General features: G+C 63.3%; 12 protein-coding genes and 1 pseudogene. 8 read left to right on the top strand and 5 right to left on the bottom strand.

Annotated features, from left to right (window positions below; genetic code table 11):
* Positions 1 to 76: 76 nt before the first annotated feature.
* Positions 77 to 1,456, bottom strand: coding sequence for a signal recognition particle protein (ffh, locus tag AC1Q64_RS20155; RefSeq protein WP_492252560.1), 1,380 nt, complete (start codon positions 1,454 to 1,456; stop codon positions 77 to 79).
* A gap of 98 nt (positions 1,457 to 1,554) precedes the next feature.
* Here ffh and AC1Q64_RS20150 point away from each other — a divergent pair, with 98 nt between their 5' ends.
* The 8 genes from AC1Q64_RS20150 (at position 1,555) to AC1Q64_RS20115 (ending at position 11,797) form a co-directional block, all read left to right on the top strand.
* On the top strand, positions 1,555 to 2,352 hold the full coding sequence (locus AC1Q64_RS20150) for a cytochrome C assembly family protein (RefSeq protein ID WP_492252559.1): 798 nt from the start codon (positions 1,555 to 1,557) through the stop codon (positions 2,350 to 2,352).
* Positions 2,349 to 2,576 carry a PP0621 family protein gene (locus AC1Q64_RS20145; protein WP_492252558.1) on the top strand — a complete coding sequence of 76 codons (228 nt, stop codon included), beginning with the start codon at positions 2,349 to 2,351 and terminating at the stop codon, positions 2,574 to 2,576. The genes AC1Q64_RS20150 and AC1Q64_RS20145 overlap by 4 nt, the downstream gene beginning before the upstream one ends.
* A 23-nt stretch (positions 2,577 to 2,599) precedes the next feature.
* A complete protein-coding gene (locus tag AC1Q64_RS20140; protein ID WP_492252557.1) occupies positions 2,600 to 4,303 on the top strand; it encodes a two-component system sensor histidine kinase NtrB in 1,704 nt (567 codons plus the stop codon).
* A gap of 11 nt (positions 4,304 to 4,314) precedes the next feature.
* The gene (locus AC1Q64_RS20135) at positions 4,315 to 5,880 is read left to right on the top strand and encodes a sigma-54-dependent transcriptional regulator (protein ID WP_492252556.1); all 1,566 of its coding nucleotides are present in this window, start codon (positions 4,315 to 4,317) and stop codon (positions 5,878 to 5,880) included.
* Positions 5,864 to 6,493 (top strand): 1,6-anhydro-N-acetylmuramyl-L-alanine amidase AmpD, encoded by a 630-nt coding sequence (ampD, locus tag AC1Q64_RS20130; RefSeq protein ID WP_492252555.1) that lies wholly within the window; start codon positions 5,864 to 5,866, stop codon positions 6,491 to 6,493. Before AC1Q64_RS20135 ends, ampD begins: the two co-directional genes overlap by 17 nt.
* Before the next feature lie 376 nt (positions 6,494 to 6,869).
* Positions 6,870 to 9,815: a ribonucleoside-diphosphate reductase subunit alpha gene (locus AC1Q64_RS20125; protein ID WP_291432967.1), complete on the top strand. Its 2,946-nt coding sequence runs from the start codon at positions 6,870 to 6,872 to the stop codon at positions 9,813 to 9,815.
* 135 nt (positions 9,816 to 9,950) lie between these two features.
* Complete coding sequence (locus tag AC1Q64_RS20120) at positions 9,951 to 11,147, top strand: ribonucleotide-diphosphate reductase subunit beta (protein ID WP_492252554.1); 1,197 nt, start codon at positions 9,951 to 9,953, stop codon at positions 11,145 to 11,147.
* 185 nt (positions 11,148 to 11,332) lie between these two features.
* On the top strand, positions 11,333 to 11,797 hold the full coding sequence (locus AC1Q64_RS20115) for a histone (RefSeq protein ID WP_369817000.1): 465 nt from the start codon (positions 11,333 to 11,335) through the stop codon (positions 11,795 to 11,797).
* 147 nt (positions 11,798 to 11,944) lie between these two features.
* Here AC1Q64_RS20115 and AC1Q64_RS20110 read toward each other — a convergent pair whose 3' ends face one another.
* From AC1Q64_RS20110 to prmA, 4 genes and pseudogenes are all read right to left on the bottom strand, one after another.
* On the bottom strand, positions 11,945 to 12,844 hold the full coding sequence (locus tag AC1Q64_RS20110) for a carbohydrate kinase family protein (RefSeq protein ID WP_492252553.1): 900 nt from the start codon (positions 12,842 to 12,844) through the stop codon (positions 11,945 to 11,947).
* A 35-nt stretch (positions 12,845 to 12,879) separates the two neighbouring features.
* Entirely contained in the window at positions 12,880 to 13,536 is a 657-nt protein-coding gene (locus AC1Q64_RS20105; protein ID WP_492252615.1) for a DUF3426 domain-containing protein, read from the bottom strand.
* A gap of 945 nt (positions 13,537 to 14,481) precedes the next feature.
* Positions 14,482 to 14,547: pseudogene (locus AC1Q64_RS20100) on the bottom strand (zinc-ribbon domain-containing protein); the annotation flags it as partial.
* Positions 14,548 to 14,602: 55 nt separating this feature from the next.
* Positions 14,603 to 15,505 carry a 50S ribosomal protein L11 methyltransferase gene (gene prmA, locus AC1Q64_RS20095; protein ID WP_291432978.1) on the bottom strand — a complete coding sequence of 301 codons (903 nt, stop codon included), beginning with the start codon at positions 15,503 to 15,505 and terminating at the stop codon, positions 14,603 to 14,605.
* Positions 15,506 to 15,567: the final 62 nt, after the last annotated feature.

The following is a 15,567-nucleotide window of genomic DNA, read 5'->3' as shown; positions in this document are numbered from 1 at the left end:
TTTTATTTACTCTCAATTTCATAGCATCCCAGGCATATGGTTGTAGCGCCTGGTACCCAAAAGGCTTGAAAACCCTTCAGAAAGGCATCTTGGGCATACCTCCGCCACCCATGCCCTTCATGCCGCCCATCTTCTTCATCATCTTCATCAGGCCGCCGCCCTTCATCTTTTTCATCATGCCCTGCATCTGCTCAAACTCCTTGAGCAGGCGGTTGACCTCCTGCACATGCACGCCCGCACCATTGGCGATACGCTTCTTGCGCGTGGCCTTGATGAGTTCGGGCTTGCGGCGCTCCAGCGGTGTCATGCTCTGGATGATGCCTTCCTTGCGCTTGATGTCCTTCTCGGCCTTGTCCATGTCCAGGGCACCGGCCTTGGCGGTGAGCTGAGAGGGCAGCTTGTCCATCAGGCTCGAAAGCCCACCCATCTGCTTCATCTGCTGGATCTGCGACAGAAAGTCGTTCAGGTCAAACCCGTCACCGCTCTTGACCTTGGCCGCCAGCTTTTGTGCGGCCTCCATGTCCACCCCGGCCGTCACCTGCTCCACCAGCGCCACGATGTCGCCCATGCCCAGGATGCGGCCTGCATGGCGCTCGGCATCGAACACCTCCAGGCCGTCGAGCTTTTCGGACACACCCGCAAATTTGATGGGCGCGCCCGTGATCTGGCGCACCGACAGCGCAGCACCACCGCGCGAATCGCCGTCGAGCTTGGTGAGCACGATACCGGTGAGCGGCAGCGCCTCCTTGAAGGCCTTGGCGGTGTTGATGGCGTCCTGGCCCTGCATGGCATCCACCACGAACAACGTTTCGACCGGGTTCAGGGCGGCGTGCAGGTCCTTGATTTCCTTCATCAAGGCTTCGTCGATGGCCAGGCGGCCGGCCGTGTCCACCAGCAGTACGTCAAAGTAGTGCTTCTTGGCGTAGTCCAGCGCGGCGTGGGCGATGTCGAGCGGCTTCTGGTCGGTCGTGCTCGGGAACCACTCGGCACCAGCCTGCCTGGTCACGGTCTTGAGCTGCTCGATGGCGGCCGGGCGGTACACGTCGCCGGACACGGTCAGCACCTTTTTCTTGCGCTTTTCAATCAGGTGCTTGGCCAGTTTGGCCGTGGTGGTGGTCTTGCCCGCACCTTGCAGGCCGGCCATCAGGATCACGGCAGGCGGCTGGGCGGCCAGGTTGATGTCGGCCACGCCCTCGCCCATGGTAGCGGCGAGTTCGCGGTTGACGATGCTGACCAGCGTCTGCCCGGGCTTGAGGGAACCCAGCACCTCCTGGCCCAGGGCTTTTTCCTTGACGCGGGCGATGAAGTCGCGCACCACGGGCAGGGCCACGTCGGCTTCGAGCAGCGCCATGCGCACTTCGCGCAGCATGTCCTGCACGTTGGATTCGGTGATGCGGGCCTGGCCACGCATCTCCTTGACGAGGCGCGTGAGTTTGTCGGTAAGGGCGGAGGCCATAGGGGTGTTTCCGGTATTGGCTGCGCGCCGTCAACAAGGGCGTTGTGCGCGCGGCCCCGCCAGGGCGCTGGCGGTGGGCGAAAGGCTAAACTGTGCCCATGATTTTAACGAGTAGCTCTCCGGTCAGTTGGCTGCTGGCCCTGGCCGCCGCCGTGGCCTACGCCGTGCCTGCCGCCGCAGCCTCCCGCCTGGGTGCCGCAGCAGCGCGCAACGCACTGCTGGTGGCGTGGTTGCTGCACGGCGCAGTGCTGGTGTGGGGCCTGTGGGGCGATGCGCCCCGGTTTGGTTTTGCGCCCGCGCTGTCGATGACCGCATGGCTGGTGCTCACGGTGTATGCCGTGGAACGACAGCTGTTCCCACAGATGCAATCGCGCTGGGTGCTGGCAGGTCTGGGCGCCGCAGCCATTGTGCTGGCCATGCTGTTCCCGGGTCAGCCCCTGCATGTGACCGCTTCGGCCTGGCTGCCGCTGCACTTGGCGCTGGGGATTGCTTGTTATGGCCTGTTTGCAGCCGCCGTGGTGCACGCCTGGCTCATGACACGCGCCGAGCGCCATATCCGGCAGGCTGAAGACCCGCACAGCGGCATACCGCTGCTCACGCTGGAGCGACTGACCTTCCGGTTCGTGACGGCGGGGTTTGTGCTGCTCACCGCCACACTACTCGCGGGGTGGCTGTTTGGCGAGACGCTGTATGGCCGGGCCTGGCGGTGGGACCACAAGGCCGTGTTCTCGATGCTCTCGTGGCTGACGTTTGCCACCCTGCTGCTGGGCCGCGCGCGGTTTGGCTGGCGGGGCCGCAACGCGGTGCGCGTGTTGTATGCGGGCTCTGCCCTGCTGCTGCTGGCCTATGTGGGCTCGCGTTTTGTATTGGAAGTTGTTCTGGGCCGCAGCACATGAAATACTTGGTCTTGTTGGTCGTCATCGCGGTGGCGGTGGGTATCTGGCGCAGTCGCCGCGCTCCTGATGCTGCTGCGCCCAAGGCGCCCGCCACCCCACCGGCCCTGCCGCAGGACATGCTGGCCTGCGCGCATTGCGGTGTTCACATCCCCCAGGCCGAGGCTTTGATGCTGGGCAGCCAGGCCTATTGCAGTGCCGAACACCGGCGCCTGGGCCCGGCCTGAACGGCGCTGTGCCCGTTTTGACCATGCAAGCTGTGCCCGCAGGTTCCCTGCCGCCTTCGGCGGATGCACCCTTTGCACGGCTGTGGCTGGGTTTCCTCACCGGCCGCGTCATGGTGGCCCTGGCACTGCTGGTGTTGCAAGGCGCCGGGCAGCTCATCAACCAGGCGGTGGGCGCCACCGTACTGGCGGTTTGTGCGGCCTACCTCGCGGCCACCGTGGTACTGCGGGTGCTCTCGCGCAGAGGGCCACCCTCGCCCGGCGCCGGGCCCCAGTGGCTGCCCTCCATCGGAGTGGACCTGGCAGCGATCACCGCGCTGCAGTTGCTGCATGCGGGCACCATGAATTACACACCGCTGTTCGGCCTGCCCATCCTGATCGCAGCGGTCATGGGCACGCTGACTCTGGCCCTGGGCACCACCGCCGCGGTCACCCTGCTGCTGCTGGGCTGGGCCTGGTGGGTGGGCCAGTACAGCACGGGAGACGAAGGGCAGCGCTACCTGCAAAGCGCACTGACCGGAACGGGCTACTTCATCGTGAGCTACCTGGTGCACCAGCTCGCGACCCGCCTGGCGCGCGAACAAGAAGTGGCGCAACAAAGCCAGGTGGCGGCGCGCGTACAGACCCAGGTCAGTGCACTGGTCATCCAGAACCTATCCGATGGTGTGCTGGTGGTGGACGAAAGCGATGTGGTGCGCATTGCCAACCCGGCAGGTCTACAGCTGCTGGGCGGCATGGCGCTGACCGAGTTACCTTTTGCACTGACATCCACCGCGCCATGGCACCCCCTGGTCGTACTGGCACGACGCACCTTCCGGCACGAACAATCCCAGACGGCCGACGTCGATCTGCTGCATGAAGGCCAGAGCCCTACCGGCCTGCATGTGCGCACCTGGCTCACGTCCACCCGCAATGCGGCCTTGCAAACGCGCTCCGAGCGGCTGTGCGTGATGTTTCTGCACGACCTGCGGGAGATGGAAGCGCGGCTGCGCACCGAAAAGCTCGCGGCCATGGGCCGCATGTCCGCCGCTGTGGCCCACGAGATCCGCAACCCGCTGGCGGCCATCGTGCAGGCCAATGCCCTGCTGGAAGAAGACTTGCACGACCCGGCACAAAAACGCCTGGCACACATGGTGCAGCAGAACGCCGACCGCCTGGCCCGCATCGCCGAAGAGGTGCTGGACATTGCCCGCGTGCAGCATCAGATCAGCCATGCACCTGCCTCAACCGTGGCGCTGGACGAGACCGTCGCCCAGATCTGGAACGACTGGCAGGCCCAGGACCCCGCCCGGCGGCGCGCCGTGGTGTCACTTGATACAGACACCACCCAGGTGGAGTTTGACGCCGAGCACCTGCGTCGCGTACTGGTCAACCTGCTGGACAACGCCCTGCGCTACATGGGCCCGGAGCCCGACTCGTTGTCAGTAGCCACGCGCAACACGCCGTCTGGCCAGGTCAGCCTGCAGGTGTGGAGCGACGGTGCCCCGATGGACAAATCCGTGGAGCGGCATTTGTTCGAGCCGTTCTTCTCCTCGGAGAGCCGTTCCAGCGGTCTGGGCCTCTATATTTGCCGGGAGCTGTGCCAGCGCCATGGCGCCTCCATCAGCTACCAGCGCTTGAACCGCCCCACCGCACGCGGAGACATCGGAGGCAACGCCTTCACCGTGGGCTTCCGCCGCACGACCCGCCCCGCCGATACTGCCACCTTGTTTGACACCATCGTGGTCTGACTGCCACCTCCATGAACGCCCCTGCCGCCTCCATCCTCGTCGTTGACGACGAACCCGATCTGCGCACCCTGTACGAGCTCACCCTGTTGCGCGAGGGGTACCGGGTCGAGACCGCTTCAAGCGTACAGGAGGCGCGCGAGCAGCTCAAGGCCCACCGCTTTGACGCAGTGATCACCGACATGCGGCTGCCCGACGGGTTTGGCATGGAATTGCTGCAGGACCTGCGCGACCAGCAGCGGCGCGAACGCTGCGTGGTCATGACCGCCTACGGCTCGGCAGAAAACGCGGTCGAGGCACTGCGCGCGGGGGCCTTCGACTACCTCACCAAACCCGTGGACCTCAAGCAGTTCCGCTCGGTCGTGGCCTCGGCCATCCAGGGTACTGGCGGTGTTCCGCCTCCCCGCGCAGCGCGCAGCAGCGGGTCGAGCCGCTCGGCCAATGCGACGGCAGGTACCGAATTCGGTGGCGCCAACTCCGCCATGGATCGCCTGGTGGGCGAGTCTGACGCCATCCGCAACGTCAAGCAGCGCGTGGCCAAGGTGTCCCGCGGCATGGCGCCGGTGCTGATTCATGGTGAGTCGGGCACCGGCAAGGAACTGGTGGCCCAAGCCCTGCACGCCAGCAGCCAGCGTGCAGACGGCCCCCTGGTCGCGGTGAACTGTGGGGCCATCCCCGAGAACTTGCTGGAAGCCGAATTTTTTGGTGCCCGCAAGGGCTCCTACACCGGCGCATCGCAAGACCGTGACGGCTACTTCCAGGCCGCACGCGGAGGCACGCTGTTCCTTGACGAAATCGGCGACCTGCCGCTGGCCATGCAATCGAAGTTGCTGCGCGCCATCCAGGAGCGCAGCGTGCGGCCGCTGGGCTCCACCCAGGAAGAGACCGTGGACGTGCGCATCGTGAGTGCCACCCACCGTGACCTGGCGGCCGACGTGCAGGCAGGCCGGTTCCGCCAGGACCTGTACTACCGGCTCAATGTGATCGAGATCGTCATCCCGCCGCTGCGCGAGCGCCGCGAGGACCTGCCAGCACTGTGCGCTGCGCTGCTCACCCGCATTGCCAACGAGTCGGGCATGCCAGTGCCCCAACTCACCGACCGGGCCCTGAACGCCATCGCCGCCCACCCACTGACCGGCAACGTCCGCGAGCTGGAAAACCTGCTGCACCGCGCAGTGGCATTGAGCGATGGGGACGAGCTGCAGGTGGACACACCAAGCGGAGCAGTAGATGCACAGATGGCACGCCCAGCGTCGCCCGCGCCTGCGTTTGCGCTTGCGCCAGAGGGATCGGCGGTATCCGCGCCCTTCTCTGCCGGACCCCATGCTTCGACCTCCGCCGATAGCCAGGGCCCTCAGCCCCTGGCCAACGGATGCACGGTGCCACTGCCCAGCGACCTGCAGGCCTGGCTGGACCAGCAGGAGCGGGAGATACTGATCCGCGCGCTGAAAGAATCCGGGTTCAACCGCACGGCTACCGCTGCACGCCTCGGCATCAGCCTGCGCCAGATTCGCTACCGCATCGCCCGTCTGAACATCGCCGTGCCCAATGACCAGGACCCGCATGACGACCTGGGCTGACAGCGCACCAGCAGAAAACCCGACGCCCTGGGAGGGCGGCTGGCACCGGGCGGCCCAGCGGCTGGCATCTCCGAATCACGGGCAGCGCCCGGTGCATGCCTCGCAGGTCGATCTGATCGTGGTGCATTCCATCAGCCTGCCACCGGGCGAATACGGTGGCGGTGCCGTGCAACAGTTGTTCACCAACACCCTGGACTGGGATGCGCACCCCTACTACCAGGGCATCCGCGGATTGCAGGTGTCCGCGCATTTTTTCATCGAGCGCACCGGGGTGCTGTGGCAGTTTGTGGATTGTGACCTGCGCGCCTGGCATGCCGGGCAATCGTTCTACCGTGGGAGGAGCCAGTGCAACGACGATTCCATCGGCATTGAACTGGAAGGACTGGAGGGCCTGCACTTCGAGCCCGCACAGTACGAAGCCCTGGCCAGAGTCTGCCAGGACATTGCGCTTCGCTACCCCATTAAGCACATCGCGGGGCATGAACACATTGCCCCAGGGCGCAAACTGGACCCGGGCCCGGGCTTTGACTGGCCACGGCTGCAAAGGGCATTGGACTGGCCTGCGCAGCGACTCCCGCAGAGCACACAAACGGGACCGTCGCAGCCCAGCTGACGCGGCGCCTTCACTGTCGCACGGGCGCATCAATACAAATTTTTCTTTGTGCGTTTGCACATGTTTACCCAAGCAAGTGCCGCGCGGTCTGGCGCAGGAAATCCGCCGCCAAGGTCCGCCGCTGCGCGGTTTGGCATCCCATGCGTCGCATCCACAAGGGCTGGCCGCAGACACCGATAGCTGGCGTACCGGGGCTGGGAACATACTGTTTCCGTTTTGGGGGCTCATTCCGGCGGTACACTACCGGTAGTGTCTTGAACCGCCTCGACACACCATATATAGTGTGCGCCAGACTAAAGTCCGGCGCATCACACACACGCTGCGGCGGCACACCAGGCCGTACGCCCACCCCAGACAGCCCACAGAAGAGGACCCCATGCAAGCTGCTTTGAACACGCCTTCCACTGCCCATGCCGTTACTACCGATGCCCCCGCATCCCAGGCAGCGCCTGCGGCCACGGCCTCCAACACGTTTGCGCACTACCAGATCATTCGCCGCAACGGAGCCGTAGTGCCTTTCGAACCGCAAAAGATCGCGGTGGCCATGATGAAGGCCTTCCTGGCAGTCCACGGTACGCAAGGCGCGGCATCGGCCAGCGTGCGCGAGGTGGTGGACACGCTGACTCATAACGTCACGCGCGCCCTGATGCGCTCGCGCCCTGGCGGAGGCACCTTCCACATTGAAGACGTGCAAGACCAGGTGGAGCTCGGCCTGATGCGTGGCGGTCACCACGAAATTGCCCGCGCCTACGTGCTGTACCGCGAGCGCCGCACGCAAGAACGTGCCCGCCAAGCCGAACAGCAAACCCCCGCTGTGTCCATCCCGCTGCTGCAGGTGATCGATGGGGGCGAGCGTGTTGCGCTGGACCCGAAGCGCCTGCAGGCCCTGATCGAGTCGGCGTGCGTGAACCTAGGCGCCGACGTGAAGGCCGACCCCATCGTGGCCGAGACCATGCGCAACCTGTACGACGGCGTGCCCATGGATGAGGTTTACAAGGCCTCCATCCTGGCAGCCCGTACTCTCATCGAGAAGGATCCCGACTACACCTACGCCACCGCCCGCCTGTTGCTGCACACCATCGTGCGCGAGGTGCTGGGCCGCGAGGTGACGCAGGATGCGATGGGCCAGGCGTACATCGAGTACTTCCCACAATTCATCAAGAAGGGCGTGGACAACGACCTGCTGGATGAGCGCCTGATGCAGTACGACCTGCAACGTCTGGGCGCCGCGCTCAAGGCAGACCGCGACCTGAAATTTGACTACCTCGGCCTGCAGACCCTGTACGACCGCTACTTTCTGCACGTCAAGAAAACCCGCATCGAGCTGCCGCAAGCATTCTTCATGCGTGTGGCCATGGGCCTGGCGCTCAATGAAACCGACCGCGAAGCCCGCGCCATCGAGTTCTATGAAGTGCTCTCGTCGTTCGACTTCATGTCGTCCACCCCCACTCTGTTCAACAGCGGTACGCTGCGCTCCCAACTGTCAAGCTGCTACCTGACCACGGTGCCTGACGACCTCGATGGCATCTACGAGTCCATCAAGGAAAACGCCTTGCTGTCCAAGTTTGCCGGTGGCCTGGGCAACGACTGGACCCGCGTGCGCGCACTGGGCTCGCACATCAAGGGCACCAATGGCGAATCACAAGGCGTGGTTCCCTTCCTCAAGGTGGTCAACGACACAGCCGTGGCCGTGAACCAGGGCGGCAAACGCAAGGGCGCCGTCTGCACCTACCTGGAAACCTGGCACCTGGACATTGAAGAGTTCCTGGAGCTGCGCAAGAACACCGGCGATGACCGCCGCCGCACGCACGACATGAACACGGCCAACTGGATCCCCGACCTGTTCATGCGCCGCGTGATGGAAAAGGGCACCTGGACCCTGTTCTCGCCCTCCAACGTGCCCGACCTGCACGACCTGTTTGGCGCCGACTTTGAAAAGGCCTACGTGGCCTACGAAGAAAAGGCTGCGCGCGGCGAGATCAAGCCCGCCAAGACCATTCAGGCCACGGATCTCTGGCGCAAGATGCTGACCATGCTGTTCGAGACCGGCCATCCCTGGATCACGTTCAAGGATGCCTGCAACGTGCGCTCGCCCCAGCAGCACGCCGGTGTGGTGCATTCGTCCAATCTGTGCACCGAGATCACGCTCAACACCAGCGACACCGAAACCGCCGTTTGCAACCTCGGCTCAGTCAACCTGCTGCAGCACATCAAGGACGGCCAGATCGACCACGACAAGCTCAAGAGGACCATCACGGTCGCCATGCGCATGCTCGACAACGTGATCGACATCAACTACTACGCAGTCAAGAAGGCACGCGACTCCAACCTGCGTCACCGTCCGGTCGGCCTGGGCGTGATGGCCTTCCAGGACAGCCTGTATGAACTGCGCATCCCCTACGCTTCGCAAGAGGCGGTGGAATTCGCCGACAAGTCGATGGAGGCCATCTGCTACTACGCCTACTGGGCGTCCACCGAGCTGGCCAAAGAGCGCGGCAAGTACTCCAGCTACAAGGGCTCGCTGTGGGATCGCGGCATCCTGCCCTTCGACACGCTGGACATGCTCTCGCAAGCCCGTGGCGGCTATGTGGAAGTGGACCGCTCGTCCACGCTGGACTGGGACGCCCTGCGCAACAAGATTGCAAGGGACGGCATGCGCAACTCCAACTGCGTCGCTATTGCCCCCACGGCCACCATTTCCAACATCATTGGCGTCGATGCCTCGATCGAGCCTTCATTCGGCAACCTGTCGGTCAAGTCCAACCTGTCGGGCGAGTTCACGGTCATCAACGGCGGCCTGGTGCGTGACCTCAAGCGCCTGGGCCTGTGGGATGACGTGATGATCATGGACCTCAAGCACTTCAAGGGTTCGCTGCACCCCATCGACCGCGTGCCACAGGACATCAAGGCGCTGTACTCCACAGCCTTCGAAGTCGAACCCCAGTGGCTGGTGGAGGCCGCATCACGCCGCCAGAAGTGGATCGACCAGGCACAGAGCCTGAACATCTACATGGCCGGCGCATCGGGCAAGAAGCTCGATGACACCTACAAGCTGGCATGGGTGCGCGGCCTCAAGACCACGTACTACCTGCGCACCCAAAGCGCTACGCACGTCGAAATGAGTACCGTGAACACACGCCAGCTCAACGCGGTTTCGTCGGGCAATGACAGCGGCGCATCGGCTGCTTCAGCAACGGCACACGTCAAGCAAAGCCCGCTGGAAGCCGCTGCCGCAGCAGCCTCTCAGCAGGCCGCAGCCGTACCGGCCACGGACGTCAAGTTCTGCGCCATCGACGATCCTGGCTGCGAGGCCTGCCAGTAAGAACTTTGCCAGCAACGCTTCGGGCTCGCCCGAGGCGTTGCTCCGGTGCTGTGAAGCAACAAAACCTTGCTGCACAACGCTTCAGTGCTTTCCTTTTCGCAGCACTGCTTTCATAATCCGAACACTGGAAAATCTATGTTGACCTGGGACGAAGAAGTCAAGCCCTCATCGCAAAATCAACTGGACGGCGGTCTGCACAACAACCGCCAGGTGGGACAACCGCCTCTGGCTTTCCAGACACCTTCGCTGCAACCAGTGGGCACCACGGCACCAGCAGCAAGTACCACCACTGCCCCCGTCGCCGCCGCTGCACACCGCCGTGTCAATGCAGCCGACAAGCGCATCATCAACGGCCAGACCGACGTCAACCAATTGGTGCCTTTCAAGTACAAGTGGGCGTGGGAAAAGTATCTCGCCACTTGCGCCAACCACTGGATGCCCCAAGAGGTGAACATGACGCGCGACATCGCGTTGTGGAAAGATCCCAACGGACTGACCGAAGACGAGCGCCGCATCATTAAGCGCAACCTGGGCTTCTTCGTCACCGCCGATTCGTTGGCTGCCAACAATATCGTGTTGGGCACCTACCGCCACATCACGGCACCTGAATGCCGTCAGTTCCTGCTGCGCCAGGCGTTCGAAGAGGCGATCCACACCCATGCCTACCAGTACATCGTGGAATCGCTGGGCCTGGATGAGAGCGAGATCTTCAACGCCTACAACGAAGTCCAGTCGATCCGCGACAAGGACGAGTTCCTGATTCCCTTCATCGAAGCGATCATGGATCCGTCTTTCAAAACGGGTACCCCCGAGACCGACCAGACCCTGCTCAAGTCGCTGATCGTTTTCGCGTGCCTGATGGAAGGCCTGTTCTTCTACGTTGGCTTCACGCAAATCCTGGCGTTGGGTCGCCAGAACAAGATGACGGGCGCCGCCGAGCAGTACCAGTACATCTTGCGCGACGAGTCAATGCATTGCAACTTCGGGATCGACCTGATCAATCAGCTCAAGCTCGAAAACCCTCACCTCTGGACCGCAGAGTTCAAGGCCGAGATCAAGGCACTGTTCCTCAAGGCCGTGGAGTTGGAATACCGCTACGCTGAAGACACCATGCCCCGTGGCGTGCTGGGCATGAATGCCTCCATGTTCAAGGGCTACCTGCGCTACATCGCCAACCGCCGCGCCACGCAGATCGGGCTGGAGACGCTGTTCCCCAATGAAGAGAATCCGTTCCCATGGATGAGCGAGATGATCGATCTCAAGAAGGAACGCAATTTCTTCGAGACCCGGGTTATTGAATACCAGTCCGGTGGTGCGCTGTCCTGGGACTAGCGCCTTTTTTTGCAGGCCACACCACCATGGATTTTTACACCACGCCCAGCACCGACAGCGCGGTAGAGCGCTGTCCTGCGGGGCGTCCCCGTGTTCATGGAGATGGAGTTTTCATCCATCTCCATGGATCGCTTTCTGTCCACTGAAGACAGGAAGTGCTCTTTGCAAATTGACCCAAGGAGAACATGATGGCAACTGCGAAAAAACCGGCCGCTAAAAAGGCTGCTCCCGCGAAGAAGGCTGCAACGGCCAAACCCGTAGCCGCGAAGAAGGCTGCACCTGCCAAGAAGGCAGCAGCACCGGCAAAGAAAGCCGCTCCTGCCAAGAAGGCTGTAGCTGCGAAGAAGGCTGCACCCGCCAAGAAGGCAGCAGCACCGGCAAAGAAAGCCGCTCCTGCCAAGAAGGCCGTAGCTGCGAAGAAGGCTGCACCCGCCAAGAAGGCAGCAGCACCGGCAAAGAAAGCCGCTCCCGCCAAGAAGGCCGCAGTAGCCAAGAAGGCCGCAGCACCTGCCAAGGCAGCCCCCGCAAAGAAAGCTGCCCCGGCCAAGAAGGCCCCCAAGGCGCCTGCCCCTGCGGCCGCTGCCCCTGCAGCACAAACCACGCTGAACCCTCAGGCAGCCTGGCCTTTCCCTACGGGCAACAAGCCCTGATCCTGGCGCGCCACGCGCTCAACCCGGTGCTCGCGCACCGGGTTTTTTTTCGCCTATACCCCCAGTGTGTGCACCCCAAAAAGGCGCACAGCGATCACACCGTGCAGTGCAGCGCAGCGCCACGCTGCGTCACACATCCTGACGGACCTATCCCAGTGGGTCAAAATCGAGTGTGTAGTTCTGCGGGCCCCGCTGCGCAATCTTGAGCGCACCAACCCGGTTGCCCAACTCGGCACAACGCACGAGGGGCCAGCCTTTTTCCAGACCAAACAGCAGCGCGCCGCGCCAGGCATCGCCGCAACCCGTGGGGTCTACCACTGCTACAGGTTTAACGGGTGGCACATGGGTTTTCTCGCCATCCACCCAGACCTCACAGCCTTCGGCGCCCAGCGTCACCACCAGGCCCTGCACCTTGCGAGAGATATCAGCCAACGACCAACCTGTTCGGTCACAGAGCATTTTTCCCTCATAGTCATTGACGGTAACCCAGGTGGCCTGGTCGATGAACTGCGCCAGCTCCTGCCCGTTGAACATGGGCAAACCCTGGCCAGGGTCAAAGACAAACGGGATGCCCGCCGCAACGAACTGGGCCGCATGCTCCAGCATTGCATCACGCCCGTCAGGCGCAATAATCCCCACGCTGACACGGCCGTCCGGACTCACACGGTTGGCATGGGCCTGCATCATTGCGCCAGGGTGAAAGGCCGTGATCTGGTTGTTGTCACGGTCCGTCATGATCATGGCCTGCGCGGTGTAGGTGTCCTGCACCTGCCCGACGTGTCGGGCGCTGATACCTAGCGACTGCAGTCGCTGCAGATAGTCAGCACCGTCACTGCCCAACATGGCCATGGGCAACGGCTCCCCACCCAGCAGCTTGAGGCTGTAAGCAATGTTTCCGGCACACCCCCCAAAGTCGCGGCGCAACGACGGGACAAGGAAGGACACATTCAGGATGTGGAGCTGGTCCGGCAGGATCTGCTCCGCAAAACGCCCCTCGAAAGTCATGATGGTGTCGAACGCCAGGGAACCACAAATGAGGGCGGCCATAGATAGTGAAGCTCGGTAAGTTGTTGGGAGGAAAATCAGGGATAGAACGCAAGCAACCGGTAGCCCGCTACGCGCGCACCGCCCGTGGTCACAAGCACCGACACAGAGGTGCCCCACTCGCCTTTGGCTGGCAGCTCCACCGGAGCCGCCATGTCAGTAGGCAACAGAACCCGCCGCAACACAGGCTGGTCCTGCGCATCGGTCAGGGTCAGCTCCACCGCAGGCATGGCCAGCGGGATGGTGGCGGTGCTCTTCATCGTCAGCGCCAGCTGGTAACTGTCACCCCGGGCTTTGTTGAAGGAAGAACTGTCGATGACCACATCGGCAATCTGGCGTACCGGTGCAAGTTCGCAGTGCAAAGGCTCGCACAGTTTCGCCAGCCAGGGCCGGGTGCGCACGTCCAGGGCTGCAATGCGGTCGCGCTCCTGCACCGCAATCTGCAAAGCCAGCCCTAACAGCGAGACAACGAACACCAGCCCCAAGACCATCCGCACCACCGGCTTGCGCCAGAACGCCTTGCGGCGGGCTGCCACCACAAAACTGACCTCGGGGTCTGACTCCTGGGCGTCGGTCTCATCGTCGTCATCGACAACGTGTCCAGGGCGTGCCTGCAGGATGGCGGCATACGAATCGTCCTTCACCAACTCCATAGCCGGAGCCTCCGGCACAACCGCCTTGGACACAAAGTCCACAGAGGGCAACGTGGCGGCTGGAGTGGTGGGCCCAGCAACAGGTACAGGAGCAGGTTTCTGTGCATCGCCTGAGAGTCCGGCACCGGCACTGGCATCGGATGACGGAGCGAAAGCAACAGACGCTACCGGGGGCTGCGCAAGCTCTGCGGAGTGGCTCGCGCCCCCTGTGGCATCTACATCCATGGATGCATTCAGCTCTGCCTCGGAATCGCGAAGTTCTGCAAAAGGCAGTTCATAGCCTGCCGGGCTGAGGGGGGCGGGAACCATTGGCACAGCTCCACCAACGAAACCGCCAGATCCCTTGGCGACATCCTGCGCCGCAGCTCCTGATTGCGTCGTGACAGCGGAATGCCCTTGCCCGGTCACATGAACGGCTGGAGATGGAGCACCAGTGCGGGGCGCTGTGTCCGATATCACTACCGACTCTGGCGCATCCGAGGGCGCCGTAACGGATGGCGATGCCCCAGCATCCACCGCAGGCGCAGTCCGTGGCGCACTGTGGGCTCTCCATGCAAAGGGTGCGGCAACCTCCTCGCCCAAGACATCCGAAGATGTTTCAGTGCAGGCTGCGGCGGTAAGAAAAGCAGGTACCGCAGGACTGGGGATATCGAGGACCGGAGCAGCAGGTGCATCACTGACCATGCCGTACGGATGCGCGTCACCGGCGAGGGTGGCAGCGACCTCGGTGGCGACATCTGAAGCACTGCGGATGGTGGGAGCGTCTGCCTTGACAACATCCTGTGGGGCAGGCGGAGCGACGGGGGACGACTTGCCTCCACCCCAGGCCCCCAGTGCGTCCGGCTTGCGCGCTGCCGGTGCGGTGGGCGCACGCAGGTCCGTGAGCGATACATCGGGCAGCAACGCCGCCGGCGCCACAGGCAGCAAATGGGCCGAGGCATCGAATACCTCCTTGCATTGGCCGCAGCGCACCCATCCTTCCGAGATGCGCAATTGGTCCGCCACGACCTTGAAGGTGGTGGCGCAGGACGGGCAGCGAGTGATCTGGCTCATCAGCAATAGATTGTAGAGGCCATGCCACGGCCGCCAGGGCTGCGCTCGAGCACGCTCAGCGATGCGCGGTCATCAGGATCCAACCGTCTTCCGCATCCGCTACTTCCAACGGAAGCCAGGGGGCGTAAGCCTCCTTGAGCTCATCCGCCTGGCGCTCCAGGATGCCTGCCAACACCAGGTTTCCGCCTGCGGCCACATAGCTGCACAACAACGGGGCCAACACACGCAATGGAGTCGCCAGGATATTGGCCAGCACGGTCTGGTACTCGCCTTGCGCCTTGTCAGGCAGGCCCGCTCTCAGCGTGACTTGGTTCGCCTGGGCATTTTGCAACGTGGACTCCACTGCCGCCGGGTCGATATCCACCGCATCAATGTCCGTGGCACCGAACTTGGCGGCACCGATGGCGAGGATGCCAGACCCACATCCGTAATCCAGCACCCGCCCCAGCAGATTGCCCTGCTCAGGTTGCGTAGCGCCATGGCGCGCAATCCAGCGCAGACACATGCGCGTCGTGGGGTGGGTGCCGGTGCCAAACGCCAGGCCCGGATCCAGCCGGATGCTGCGCTTTGCCTCGGCCGGGAGCTCGTGCCAGGTAGGAACGATCCAAAAATCCGGTGTGATGTCCACGGGCGCAAATTGCGACTGTGTCAGCCGTACCCAGTCCTGCTCGGGCACGTGGGCAATCCCCAGCACCTGGCAGCCAACAAAAAAATCCTGAACGACCAGCAACTGCTGTGCTTCGCGGGCCGCCACCTCGGACGGAAACAAAGCGACCACGCGGCTGCGTTGCCAGCCATCCTTGGGCGGGGGCATGCCAGGCTCGCCAAACAGCGCCTGTTCAGCGTCGGTCTGGGCGTCGGCGTCTTCCACCGACACGGAGAGCGCATCCAGCGCGTCCAGCGCATCGCTGACCGCCTCTATCCCGTCCTCGGGACACATCAGACTCAGCTCAAACATAGGCGTCTCTCAGAAAAAGTGAAATGCTGGCACCCGTTGCCAGGAGCCAGCATGTGAATGAC

The sequence above is a fragment of the Acidovorax sp. GW835-FHT14G06 genome, from assembly GCF_058793595.1.
The sequence above is the reverse complement of the archived record's forward strand: the minus strand, read 5'-3'. Positions and strand labels throughout refer to the sequence as shown.